Genomic DNA, 11,646 nt, shown 5'->3' with positions numbered 1-11,646 from the left:
GGGCGGCGCGTTCGCGTTGCGGACCTCTTGCGGGCACCGGCTCCGGGCGCTCCGCCCGGCCCCCGTTCGCGATACACTGTCCGCAGCATCCGCCACGGCAAGGAGACCCCGCATGAAGCTCACCATCGAACGCATGACCTACGGCCCGGACGGCTTCGCCCGCACCCCGGACGGCAAGGCCGTCTTCGTCTCGGGCGGGCTGGCCGGCGACGTCGTCGAGGCCGAGGTCGTGAGCAGCGGGGCCTCGTTCGACCGCGCCGTCGTGCGCGAGGTCCTCGAGCCGTCGCCCGACCGCGTGCAGCCCCCCTGCCCCTTCGCGGGGGTCTGCGGGGGCTGCCCGTGGGGCGGCCTCGCCGTGGGCGCCCAGCGCGCCGCGAAGGAGGAGAACCTCCGCTCGGCGCTCGAGCGCATCGGGGGCCTTCCCGCAGAGGAGGTGGAGCGCGTCGTGCGCCCCATCCGCCACGCGAAGGACGCATGGGGCTACCGCAACAAGGTCGAGCTCGCGCCCGTCGTCGACGGCGGCAGGCTGCGCCTGGGGATGCACGGGCGCGACCCCGAGCAGGTGATCCGGGTCGATGCGTGCCCCCTGTTCGAGAAGGCGTTCCCCCGCGCCATCAAGTCGGTCGTCGGCGCCCTCTCCTACCTCGGCAACTCCCGCGACCTCTCCCTCGAGCGCGTCGGCATCCGCGCGAGCAGGCGCACCCGCGCCCTCGAGGTCGCGCTCTGGACCCCGACCGGCGCCTTCCCCCGCGCCCAGGTCGCGCGCGTGCTCGGCGACGCGCTCAAGCCCACCAGCGTGGTGCGCGTGATGTCGCGCGGGGACCGGCGCGCCCGCAAGGTCGCCGGCGTCGAGCTGCTCTCGGGGAAGAGCTCGTGGACCGAGAGCATCGCGGGCGAGTCGATGCGCCTGTCGGCGCCCTCGTTCTTCCAGGTGAACACCGCCGCCGCCGAGATCCTCGTCGAGCTGGTGCTCGACGCCCTGCGCCCGGGCGAGGAGGAGGTCGCCGTGGACCTGTACAGCGGCGCGGGGACCTTCACCCTCCCGCTCGCCCGCCGCAGCGCCTACGTGGCCGCCGTCGAAGCCTACGGCCCCGCCGTCCGCGACCTGCGGAACAACCTCGAGTACGCCCACCTCGACAACGTCGACGTCATCGGCGGCGACGCGGCGCGCGAGTTCCCCGACGAGGACGCCGACGTGCTCGTGGTGGACCCGCCGCGCGCCGGCCTCGCCGAGCAGGTCGTGGGGCTCATCGCCTCCACCCCGGCGCGCGACGTCGCCTACGTCTCCTGCGACCCCGCCACGCTCGCGCGCGACCTGCGCCGCTTCCGCGAGGAAGGGACCTTCGAGCTCGTGAGCGCCACCCCGGTCGACCTGTTCCCCCAGACCTACCACTGCGAGACCGTGGCGCACCTCACACGCCGTCGTCCGTGATCCCCGGCTCCCGCCCCGCCCCCGGGCGCGGCGGCGCCGACCGGACGGAACGAGACCCCGTCCCGGTGGCGCCCGCGCGCCCCCGGGGCACGCGGGCGCCCCAGCCGCGGGAAATCCGCGGGCAAGCCGCACGCGGCCGCCCCCGCTGGGTATAAGCCCCGTGAACGCCACCCCCTGTCGAAAGGAACAGCCATGCCGTCTGCCGTCGTCCTCGCCGCCGATGGATTCGAGACCATCGAGTGTTTGACCGTCGTCGACGTCCTGAGGAGGGGCGGCGTGCGCACCCTGCTCGTCTCCGTGATGTCCACCCGCGACGTCGTGAGCGCCCAGCAGGTGTCCGTCACCTGCGACTGCACCCTTGACGAGATCGACATGGACGACTTCGACTACCTCGTCCTGCCGGGCGGGATGCCGGGCACCACGCACCTGCGCGCCGACGAGCGCGTCTGCGAGCTCGTGCGCGCGTTCGCCGCCACGCGCCACGTCGCCGCCATCTGCGCCGCCCCGTCCATCCTGGGCGAGCTCGGCGTGCTCGACGGGCGCCGCGCGACCTGCTTCCCCGGGTTCGAGAAGACCTTCCCCGCCGGCGTGTTCGCCGGGCCGAAGACCGTCGTGGTCGACGGCAACATCATCACCGCGTCGGCCATGGGCCAGGCGCTCCCCTTCGCGCTCGCCGTCCTCGGCGACATCGCCGGGGAGGTCGCGGTGGAGAAGGTCCGCGAGGGCATCCAGCTGGACGGGCCGGTCGCATGATCCTGGCCTCGCAGTCCCCGCGCCGCATCGAGCTCATGCGCGAGGCGGGGTACGACTTCCGCGTGGTCCCGGCGGACATCGATGAGACGCCGCTGGAGGACGAGGGGCCCATCGAGCTGGTGGGCAGGCTCGCGCGCGACAAGGCGCTCGCCGTCGCGCGCGGCGCCGCCGAACCGGGCGAGCTCGTGGTGGCCGCCGACACGGTCGTCGCCGTGGGCGACGAGGTGCTCGGCAAGCCCGCCGACGACGCCGATGCGCGCCGCATGCTGCGCGACCTCTCCGGCGGCACCCACCAGGTCGCCACCGGCGTATGCCTCGCCGCCGCAGGGTGCGCCGCGGAGCCGGTCTCGTTCGTCGACGTCACCGACGTCACGTTCTACCCGCTGACCGACGCGGAGATCGACGCCTACGTGGCGAGCGGCGAGCCGCTCGACAAGGCCGGCGCCTACGGCATCCAGGGCGCCGGCGGCCGTATGCTCGTGAGAAAGATCGACGGCGACTTCTACACCGTCGTGGGCCTGCCGATCGCGCGCGTGGCGCGCGCCATCGCCGAGCTCGAACCGAACCGCGCCGCCCGCTGACGCCCCCCGCGCGCTTCCATCCGAAGGGATTCCCATGACCTTGCACCTCACCCCCATCCCCACGACCGAGCTCGTCGACTTCCGCTTCGGGCACTGGACCGACCGCACGGGCGCGACCGGCTGCACGGTCGTCGTCGCGCCCGCGGGGGCCGCCGCCGGCGTCGACGTGCGCGGCGGCGCGCCCGCATCGCGCGAGACCGACCTGCTGCGCCCCGAGAACACCGTCGACGCCGTCCACGCCGTCTGCCTCTCAGGCGGCTCCGCCTTCGGCCTCGAGGCGGCCTCGGGCGTCGCCCGCGAGCTCGAGGCGCGCGGCATCGGCCTCGACGTGGGCCCCGCCGTCGTGCCGATCGTGTGCTCCAGCTGCCTGTTCGACCTCGCCTTCGGCGATGCGCATGCGCGCCCCGGCGTGGACGCGGGCATCGCGGCGACCCGCGTCGCCCTCGACGACGAGCCCGCGCCGCTCGCGGAGGGCACCGTGGGCGCCGGCACCGGTGCCACCGTGGGCAAGCTGAACGGGGCCGAATGCGCCATGAAGGGCGGCCTCGGGGCGCGCGCCCTCGCGCTCGGCGGGCTCAAGGTGGCCGCGCTCAGCGCCGTGAACGCCTGCGGCAACGTCGTCGACCCGAAGACGGGCGCGCCGATCGCCGGCATGCGCGCCGACGCCGGCTCCGCGGACATCGTGAGCATGGAGGACGCCATGATCGCCGCTGCCGACACCATGGCCATGCCGCTCGACCGCACGAACACGACCATCTCGTGCATCGTCACCAACGCGCGGCTGACCAAGGCGCAGTGCACCAAGGTCGCCCAGATGGCCGCCGACGCCTACGCGCACACCATCCGGCCGACCCATACCACCAACGACGGCGACACCATCTACGTCATGGCCTCCGGAACGGCCAAGGAGGACTATCCGCTCGACCTCATCGGGCTCGTGGCGACCCGTGCGCTCGAGGATGCCATCTGCGGGGGCTGTCGCGCCGCAGACGGAATTCTGGGACTTCCCGCATACGCGGACATAGCACGCTAGGATACCATCCAACGAGGTACCAGCAGCCCGCCGGCATCGCGGTATGCGAGCCGGCGGGTTTTCTATTCACTCCCGTCTTCCAAGGAGCCCCCATGGATCCCGAGCCCGCATCCACCGAGGAGCCGCCCGCCAAGCGCGGCATCGGGCTGTTCGGCCTCATCGCGCTCGTCGTGAGCTCATCGATCGGCTCGGGGGTCTTCGCGCTCTCGACCGATATCTCCGCCGCCGCGGCGCCCGGCCCCGCCCTCATCGCCTGGGCGATCTCGGGCATCGGCTTCATGGCGCTCGCGACCTCCTTCGGCAAGCTGTCGATCCTGCGGCCCGACCTGAACGGCATCGTCGCCTACGCCAAGGAGGGGTTCGGCCCGTTCACCGGGTTCGTCTCGGGATGGGGGTACTGGCTGTCCATCTGGATCGGCAACGTGGCGTTCGGCGTCATGCTCGCCACCGCGATCGGGTACTTCTTCCCGCCGTTCGCCGACGGCCTCACGGTGGGGGCGGTCGCGTTCATCTCGCTGCTCAACTGGATCATCGTCGCCGTCGTCAACCGCGGCGTCGAGGAGGCGTCCGTCCTGAACGCCATCGTCATGACCTGCAAGCTCGTGCCCATCTTCGTCTTCATCGCCACGATGCTGCTCGTGTTCGACTTCGGCGTGTTCACGGCGGACTTCTGGGGCACCGTCGCCGACAACCTCGGCGGCGAGGGGGCGCCGGGCAGCGCGGGCACCCAGATCGTCAACTGCTACATGGTCATGATGTGGGTGTTCGTGGGCATGGAGGGCGCGAGCGTGCTCGGCCACCGCGCCCGCGACAAGCGCGACGTCAGCCGCGCGACGATCCTCGGATGCACGGCGCTCCTCGTCATCTACGTCGCCGCGTCGGTTCTCCCCTACGGCTACCTCACGCGCGAGGAGCTCATGGCGGTCGGGACGCCGTCCATGCCCTACATCTTCCAGCGCGTGGTGGGCCCCTGGGGCGGCGCCTTCATCTCGGGTGGCCTCATCATCTCGATCTTCGGCGCGTGGCTCTCCTACACCATCCTCGCCTCGGAGGCCATGCACGAGATGGCCCGCATGGAGCTCCTGCCGCGCGCCTTCGCGAAGCTGAACGCCTACGGCGCGCCGACGTCGTGCCTGGTCGTCACCGGCGCGATGATCCAGCTGCTCTCCATCGTGATGCTCCTGTCCGAGGAGGCCTATCGGTTCGCCTACTCCCTGTGCACGGCGTCGATCGTCATCTCGTGGGGTCTCGCGGCCGCGTACATGGCGAAGCTCGCCTGGCCGCGGCGCCGTGAGGGGATGATGGGGTCCTTCGCGCTGGGGGCGTTCGCCACGGCATTTCTCGTCGCGGCCATCACGCTGTCCGGCCTACATCAGCTCATGCTCTGCTGCATCGCCTACGTACCCGGAATCCTGTTCTTCATCCGCGCGCGGCGCGAATACGGCGAGGGGACCGCGCTCACCGGACGGGAGAGGGTCCTGGCGTGCATCATCCTCGCCGCCGCCGTCGCCGCCGTCGCCATGCTCGCCTGCGGCGCCATCGCGATCTGAGCGCGCGGGCCCGGGGACGTCCCGCCCGCACGGGGCATCGCAGCGTACGGCGGCGGGCTGAGCCGCCCGCGCCCCTCGCCCCACGGTCCCACTGGGAGCGCGGGCGGGACCGGCCCCGTCACGAGAGGCAGCATGGGTTGACTTGGGTTGAAACGAACCCGTCCCCCACCAACCCATGGGTAAAAATGACCCCGTCCCCAATCAACCCATCCTGATCGGAGCGCGGGGGCCGGGCATCTAGTTGAACTTGAAGATCCTGCTCGCCAGGTGGTACAGGCCGATGGTGGTCTTCTCCCCCGCGCGCGTCGGCAGGTTCGTGCCCATGCCCAGAAGGCCGTAGCGCGCATGGCGGTACATCCGCTCATCGTAGACCTTGAGGTCGCGCCACAGGTCGCGCAGCCAGATGCGGGCCTGCGGGTCGTCGGAGAGCTTGGAGAACACCGAGCAGATGGTCATCATCATGGTGAAATAGCCCATCATGTAGGAGCGCAGGCGCGCGGAGCGCACGTCGTCGTACAGGTGGTAGGACTCCATCATGATGCGCGTGATGCGGAACTGCTGGTCGAGACGGCGTACCATCGTGGCCTCGTTGACGCTTTGCCCCTCGCGCCCGATGAAGTAGCGGTAGAGGTCGATATCCGCGTAGTAGAGCGTCTCGCAGCGCGGCAGCGGCACGTAGGCGTAGATGTTGTCGACGTAGAAGGTATGCGCGGGCAGCGGGAGGTCCGCGGCGCGCAGGACGTCGGTCCGGTAGCACAGGCTGTGCATGAGCAGGTTCTGATCGGGGCGGAACCTGCCGATCTGGTCCCAGCCGAAGACCTTCTTGCGCGGCAGGGCGGTGCGGTAGCTGATGGCGGTCCGCTTGCCCTCGTGGACCTTCTCGTAGACGTAGTTGGAGATGAACAGGTCGACCCGGCAGCCGCGCTCCTCGAACCCGCGCAGGATGGAGAGCATGGTGGAGAGCGCCTCGGCATAGAGCCAGTCGTCCGAGTCCACGACCTTGTAGTAGGTTCCCGAGGCCTCGCGCAGGCCCGAGAGGACGGCGATGCCGTGGCCGCCGTTCTCCTGGTGCACGGCGCGCACGATCCCCGGGTAGCGGGCGGCCCACTCGTCCGCCTTGCGCGGGGTCTCGTCGGTCGAGCCGTCATCGACGATGATGACCTCGACATCCGGGGCGTACCCCGACCCCTCGAGGATCGAGGAGATGCAGCGGTCCATGTCCGCCGCGGCGTTGTAGGACGGGATGCCGAAGGTCACCACCTTGTGGTGCGCGGTGCTAGGCATGATAGGCGATGATCTCGTCGGAGAGGTTCAGGGCGGAGTCGGTCACGGCGTCCATGTCGTAGTAGCGGTACTCCGCCAGGCGCCCGACCGGATGGAAGTTGGTGAGGTTCACCACGCGGTCGAGATAGCGCTCGTACAGGGCGCGGTTCTCGGGGTCGAGGATGGCGTAGTACGGCGTCTGGCCGCTGCCCGACTCGTAGGCGTGGCTGTACTCCTTCATGATGACCGTCTTGCCCGGGACCACCTGGCCGGTCATGTTCTTGAACTCGGTGATGCGCGTGAAGTCCTCGCTCGTGGTGTAGTTCACGGTGCCCACGGGCTGGAAGCGGTCCATCTCGAGCGTCTCGAACCTCATGTCGAGGGTGCGGTACGGCAGGGCGCCCAGGTCGAGCCCGAACAGCTCGTCGAGCGGGCCGGTGTAGACGATCTCGCCGCCGTAGCACTTGCCGCACACGTGCACGTTGGTCTCGCCGATCTGGAAGACGTCGCGCGCGTCCACGCCGCAGAACACGTCGATGAGATCGTGGTCGAGCATGCGCTCGAACAGGGCGGTGTAGCCCTCGGCGGGCATGCCCTGGTAGGGCGCCTGGGGGAAGTAGCGGTCGTCGTCGCCGATGAAGATGGGCACGCGCCCGGTGACGGACGGGTCGATCTGGTCGGGCGTCTGCCCCCACTGCTTCATCGTGTAGTGGAGGAAGACGTTCTCGTAGACGTAGTCCGCGACCTCGACGAGCTCGGGGTCGTTCTTGGCGCGGAGCTCCATGATGGGGACCTTGCGGCCCTCGCCGAAGGTCTCGACGAGCTTGCGGTAGAGCTGCTCCCCGCGCTGCTCGCCGAAGGCGAGCTTCAGGCTGGTGTGGTTGAAGGGGACCGGCATGAGCGTACCGTGGATGTTGGCGAGCACCTTGTGCTGGTAGTCGGTCCACTCGGTGAAGCGGGACAGGAAGTTGTGCACGCGCTCGTTGAAGGTGTGGTAGATATGCGGGCCGTACTCGTGGACCAGGATGCCGTTCCCGTCATAGCGGTCGTAGGCGTTGCCTGCGATGTGGTCGCGCCGCTCGAGCACGGCGACACGGAACCCGGAGGTCTCCGCCAGGCGACGGGCGCACACCGCGCCCGCGAACCCGGCCCCCACGACGATCATGTCGTATAAGTCGGGGTTGAACGTCTCAGGTAGACCAGACGTGATCTGCATCGAAGCTCCTCGGTAGGTTCCGGTACTAAAAAACACCCGCGGCGCACCTCGCCGCAAAATGTTTTCAGGATTATAGCGCTCATGCTCCTATAATGAACCTTGCCACACAAGGAAAGCTCAAGAGAGGGTGCAGACTGCCCTTGCGAGCTTGCGTTTTGAGGAGAGACATGAGCGATTTCCTGAGCCGTATGAAGGCCGCCGCCAAGGCGGACAAGAAGACGATCGTGCTGCCCGAGGGCGAGGACCCGCGCACCATCGAGGCCGCCAAGAAGATCGTCGAGGAGGACCTGGCGAACCTCGTCATCCTGGGCAACCCCGACGAGATCGTCATCGAGGGCGTCACCGTCATCGACCCCTCGAGCGCCGACGCCCCCAACCATGAGGCCTACGCCCAGAAGTTCGCCGAGCTCCGCGCCAAGAAGGGCGTCACCATCGAGCAGGCCCGCGCCCAGGTCATGGACGCCACCTACTACGGAACCATGATGGTCAAGATGGGCGACGCCGACGGCCTGGTCTCCGGCGCCTGCCACTCCACCGCCAACACCCTGCGCCCCGCGCTGCAGATCCTGAAGACCGCCCCGGGCACCAAGCTCGTCTCCGCCTTCATGGTCATGTGCACCAAGACGCCCGAGTTCGGCGTCGACGGCACGCTCGTGTTCGCGGACTGCGGCCTGAACATCGACCCGACCTCCGACGAGCTCTCCGAGATCGCCATCGCCTCCGCCAACTCCTTCAAGACCTTCATGGGCGACGTCGAGCCCAAGGTCGCCATGCTCTCCTACTCCACCATGGGCTCCGCCGGCGGCGACACCGCCAAGAAGGTCCAGGAGGCCACGGCGTTCGCCAAGGAGAAGGCGCCCGAGCTCGCCGTCGACGGCGACCTGCAGCTCGACGCCGCCATCGTGCCCGCCGTCGCGGAGCTCAAGGCCCCCGAGTCCGCCGTCGCCGGCCACGCCAACGTGCTCGTGTTCCCCAACCTCGAGTGCGGCAACATCGGCTACAAGCTCGTGCAGCGCTTCGGCCAGGCCGAGGCCTACGGCCCGATCCTGCAGGGCATCGCCAAGCCGGTGAACGACCTGTCCCGCGGCTGCTCCGCCGACGACATCGTGGGCGTCGTGGCCATCACCGCCGTCCAGGCCCAGATGGCCGAGTAGCCAGGCTGATCCCACCGGAAGCCCCCGCACGTTTCTTCCTCGCTGGTCCTCGCGCTTCGCGCTGCGGAATCGCTCGGAAGAATACGTGCGGGGGCTTCCTGCGTTCTCGGGGGCCGCTCGGCCAGCTTACCTAGAAAGCCCCCTCCTGCCGGGCGGAACCCACAAGTGGTTACGAAGAAGGGCCGGATAAACCGGCCCTTCGAACATGCTTGAGCATGACGGGGCGCAAGGATCTTGCGCAGCCCGCTTGGGATGTTTAGCCCAGCAGCTCCTCGACGTCGAGGGCGATCATGAGCTCCTCGTTGGTGGGGACCACGAGGACGGTGATCGCGGAGTCCGGCGTGGAGATGACGCGCGGGTCGTCGGAGCGGATCTTGTTGAGCTCGGGGTCGATCTCGACGCCCATCCACTTGAGGCGCTCGGCCACGCCGGCGCGCATGGTGACGGAGTTCTCGCCGATGCCCGCGGTGAACGCCATGGTGTCGACGCCCTCCATGGAGGCGGCCATCTCGGCGAACAGCTGGGAGGTGCGGTAGTAGAACATCTCCATGGCCATCTTGCAGTTCTCGTCGCCCGCGTTCATGCCCTCCTCGATGTCGCGCGAGTCGGAGGACTTGGCGGACACGGCGAGCAGGCCGGACTGCTTGTTCATCATGGTGTCGATGTCATCGATGCTCATGCCCGCGACGCGGTTGAGGTAGAACACGGTGGCCGGGTCGACGGTGCCGCAGCGGGTGCCCATGATCAGGCCGTCGAGCGGGGTGAGGCCCATGGTGGTGTCCATGCACTTGCCGTCCTCGATGGCGCACAGGGAGGCGCCGGAGCCCAGGTGGCAGGAGACGAGCTTGTGGGCCTTGCCCTCCATGAACTCGTTGACGGTGCGCCAGATGAAGCGGTGGCTCGTGCCGTGGGCGCCGTACTTGCGGACATGGTACTTGTCCACGATGTCGCGCGGGATGGCGTAGCGCCAGGCGTGCTCGGGCATGTTGTAGTGGAAGGCGGTGTCCGGCACGATCACGTTGCCGAGCTCGGGGAACATGTCGCGGCAGATCTCGATGACGTCGGCCTCGGCGTAGTTGTGCAGCGGCGCGAGCGGGGCGACCTCGCGGACCCAGCCCAGGGTCTCGTCGGTCACGACGGCGGACTCGGGGAAGTACCAGCCGCCCTGGACGACGCGGTGGCCGATGCCCTCGATGGGCTGGTCCACGGTCTTCAGGATGTCGAAGACGTGCTGGATGGCGGTCTTGTGATCGGGCAGCGCGACCTCGAGCTTGTCCTTGATGCCGTTCTCCTCGTGGCCGATGAAGGAGCCGTCGATGCCGATGCGCTCGCAGTTGCCCTTTGCGAACACCTCGCGCGTCTGGGTGTTGAGCAGCTGGTACTTCAGGCTGGAGCTGCCCGCGTTGACAACGAGAACGTTCATGTGTCTCCCATCTCAAGGTCTAGCTATCCCCGCCGGCGAGCTGTTCGCCCGGCAGGCATCACAACGGGTTCTATCATACGCCCAAACACCCCCTCAACGGGGCGAGGATGCCCCATGCGGACAATAACGGGACACGCACCATCGCCCGCGGCCGGAACCGCGGGAACGGGCGCGCGCGAGGGGCGCGGGCTATGACGGGCGACAGGCGTCCTACAGAAGGTTCTCCCCCAAGTCGGTTCCGCCGAGCACGTGCATGTGGAAGTGCATGACGGTCTGACCGGCCGCCGCGCCCGTGTTGGAGATGACGCGGAAGCCGTCGGAGAGGCCCTTGATGCGCGCCACCTCGGACACCGCGTGCGCCATGGCGGCGAGCACCTCGCCCGGGACGCCGTCGACGATGTCGGCGTAATGGCCCTTGGGGATCACGAGGGTGTGCACCGGCGCCTGGGGGTTCAGGTCGTCGAAGGCGATGACAAGGTCGTCCTCGTACACGACGGTCGAGGGGATCTCGTGCGCGGCGATCTTGCAGAAGATGCAGTCTTCCATGAGTGCTCCTTTCGTTTCGGGTGCGAGGGACGGGCCGCCTCCGGAACGGCGGCCCGCCCCCATTGTCGTACAGCCGCGGCGGACGGGGCAAGCCCGCCGGCGCTGCGGCGCGCGGGCCCCGTCCGGGTCGTCATGCCATCCCGGGCACCGCGACCCTAGAAGGGGAGCGCGTCCGAGGTGTCCGCGGGCTCGCCCTCCTCGAGGACGTCGTTGCCGTCGACGTCCTTCATGAGCACGCTCACCTTCTGCTCGGCGTCCTCGAGGCGCGCGCGCAGGCTGCGCAGCAGCTCGACGCCGCGCGTGTAGCTCGCGAGCGACTCCTCGAGCTCCATGTCGCCGGACTCGAGGTTGCGGATGATGAGCTCCAGCTCCGTGGAGGCCTCCTTGTAGGTGAGGTCCTCGACCTTCTTCTCGTCTGCCATCGTCTTCCTTCCTGTTCGGGCCGCGGCGCGGCTCCGTCGTTCCCTCTTCACGGCGCGCCCGCGCTCAGGGGCGCAAGGCGCCCTCCCGCGCTCCCCCGTCCGGCCCGGTGGCGCAGGCGACCTCCTCCACACGCGCCCGGACGTCCCCGTCGGCGAGCCTCACGCGCAGGTCGTCCCCGCGGGCCACCTGGCCCGCGCTCGTGACGACGCCGGAGGGCCCGTACGCGATCGCATAGCCGCGGGCGAGCACCTTGAGCGGGGAGAGCGCGTCGA

12 protein-coding genes are annotated in these 11,646 nt (G+C 69.3%); 6 read left to right on the top strand and 6 right to left on the bottom strand.

The genetic code is table 11. The features are described from left to right. The first annotated feature begins 112 nt into the window (after positions 1-112). The 5 genes from rlmD to PHA29_RS04570 all read left to right on the top strand — a co-directional run bounded on the left by rlmD (position 113) and on the right by PHA29_RS04570 (position 5,349). On the top strand, positions 113-1,432 hold the full coding sequence (gene rlmD, locus PHA29_RS04590) for a 23S rRNA (uracil(1939)-C(5))-methyltransferase RlmD (protein WP_270848348.1): 1,320 nt from the start codon (positions 113-115) through the stop codon (positions 1,430-1,432). Positions 1,433-1,624: 192 nt separating this feature from the next. Beyond that, on the top strand, positions 1,625-2,185 hold the full coding sequence (locus PHA29_RS04585; RefSeq protein WP_270575511.1) for a DJ-1 family glyoxalase III: 561 nt from the start codon (positions 1,625-1,627) through the stop codon (positions 2,183-2,185). Further along, positions 2,182-2,766 carry a Maf family protein gene (locus PHA29_RS04580; protein WP_270405111.1) on the top strand — a complete coding sequence of 195 codons (585 nt, stop codon included), beginning with the start codon at positions 2,182-2,184 and terminating at the stop codon, positions 2,764-2,766. Before PHA29_RS04585 ends, PHA29_RS04580 begins: the two co-directional genes overlap by 4 nt. Positions 2,767-2,800: 34 nt before the next feature. Continuing rightward, positions 2,801-3,799: a P1 family peptidase gene (locus tag PHA29_RS04575; protein ID WP_270848347.1), complete on the top strand. Its 999-nt coding sequence runs from the start codon at positions 2,801-2,803 to the stop codon at positions 3,797-3,799. Between the two features lie 92 nt (positions 3,800-3,891). Further along, positions 3,892-5,349, top strand: coding sequence for a basic amino acid/polyamine antiporter (locus PHA29_RS04570; RefSeq protein ID WP_270848346.1), 1,458 nt, complete (start codon positions 3,892-3,894; stop codon positions 5,347-5,349). 237 nt (positions 5,350-5,586) lie between these two features. On the opposite strand, the gene PHA29_RS04565 is transcribed toward PHA29_RS04570, so the two are convergent. Further along, entirely contained in the window at positions 5,587-6,633 is a 1,047-nt protein-coding gene (locus tag PHA29_RS04565; protein ID WP_270848345.1) for a glycosyltransferase family 2 protein, read from the bottom strand. Continuing rightward, positions 6,626-7,828, bottom strand: coding sequence for a UDP-galactopyranose mutase (gene glf / locus PHA29_RS04560; protein WP_270848343.1), 1,203 nt, complete (start codon positions 7,826-7,828; stop codon positions 6,626-6,628). Before glf ends, PHA29_RS04565 begins: the two co-directional genes overlap by 8 nt. Positions 7,829-7,995: 167 nt before the next feature. Between glf and pta the strand changes: the two genes are divergently transcribed. Next, entirely contained in the window at positions 7,996-8,982 is a 987-nt protein-coding gene (pta, locus tag PHA29_RS04555) for a phosphate acetyltransferase (RefSeq protein ID WP_270848342.1), read from the top strand. A 256-nt stretch (positions 8,983-9,238) separates the two neighbouring features. Here the strand turns inward: pta and PHA29_RS04550 are convergent, their stop codons facing one another. The 4 genes from PHA29_RS04550 to PHA29_RS04535 all read right to left on the bottom strand — a co-directional run. Further along, the gene (locus PHA29_RS04550) at positions 9,239-10,405 is read right to left on the bottom strand and encodes an acetate/propionate family kinase (RefSeq protein ID WP_270848340.1); all 1,167 of its coding nucleotides are present in this window, start codon (positions 10,403-10,405) and stop codon (positions 9,239-9,241) included. 210 nt (positions 10,406-10,615) lie between these two features. Further along, complete coding sequence (locus PHA29_RS04545) at positions 10,616-10,951, bottom strand: histidine triad nucleotide-binding protein (protein ID WP_270405118.1); 336 nt, start codon at positions 10,949-10,951, stop codon at positions 10,616-10,618. 155 nt (positions 10,952-11,106) lie between these two features. Further along, a complete protein-coding gene (gene xseB, locus PHA29_RS04540) occupies positions 11,107-11,373 on the bottom strand; it encodes an exodeoxyribonuclease VII small subunit (protein WP_270848338.1) in 267 nt (88 codons plus the stop codon). Between the two features lie 64 nt (positions 11,374-11,437). Then, positions 11,438-11,646 (bottom strand): exodeoxyribonuclease VII large subunit (locus PHA29_RS04535; protein WP_333491381.1); only part of this gene is annotated, 209 nt, incomplete at its 5' end.

Source organism: Candidatus Collinsella stercoripullorum (genome assembly GCF_027669965.1).
In the GTDB taxonomy this organism is placed as follows: Bacteria; Actinomycetota; Coriobacteriia; order Coriobacteriales; family Coriobacteriaceae; genus Collinsella; species Collinsella stercoripullorum.
This window is presented reverse-complemented; position numbering and strand designations above follow the sequence as displayed.

Bases quoted from the DNA above. Each gene is read 5' to 3' on its own strand.
- rlmD (WP_270848348.1), top strand. From the start codon at position 113: ATGAAGCTCACCATCGAACGCATGACCTACGGCCCGGACGGCTTCGCC.
- PHA29_RS04585 (WP_270575511.1), top strand. From the start codon at position 1,625: ATGCCGTCTGCCGTCGTCCTCGCCGCCGATGGATTCGAGACCATCGAG.
- PHA29_RS04580 (WP_270405111.1), top strand. From the start codon at position 2,182: ATGATCCTGGCCTCGCAGTCCCCGCGCCGCATCGAGCTCATGCGCGAG.
- PHA29_RS04575 (WP_270848347.1), top strand. From the start codon at position 2,801: ATGACCTTGCACCTCACCCCCATCCCCACGACCGAGCTCGTCGACTTC.
- PHA29_RS04570 (WP_270848346.1), top strand. From the start codon at position 3,892: ATGGATCCCGAGCCCGCATCCACCGAGGAGCCGCCCGCCAAGCGCGGC.
- PHA29_RS04565 (WP_270848345.1), bottom strand. From the start codon at position 6,633: ATGCCTAGCACCGCGCACCACAAGGTGGTGACCTTCGGCATCCCGTCC.
- glf (WP_270848343.1), bottom strand. From the start codon at position 7,828: ATGCAGATCACGTCTGGTCTACCTGAGACGTTCAACCCCGACTTATAC.
- pta (WP_270848342.1), top strand. From the start codon at position 7,996: ATGAGCGATTTCCTGAGCCGTATGAAGGCCGCCGCCAAGGCGGACAAG.
- PHA29_RS04550 (WP_270848340.1), bottom strand. From the start codon at position 10,405: ATGAACGTTCTCGTTGTCAACGCGGGCAGCTCCAGCCTGAAGTACCAG.
- PHA29_RS04545 (WP_270405118.1), bottom strand. From the start codon at position 10,951: ATGGAAGACTGCATCTTCTGCAAGATCGCCGCGCACGAGATCCCCTCG.
- xseB (WP_270848338.1), bottom strand. From the start codon at position 11,373: ATGGCAGACGAGAAGAAGGTCGAGGACCTCACCTACAAGGAGGCCTCC.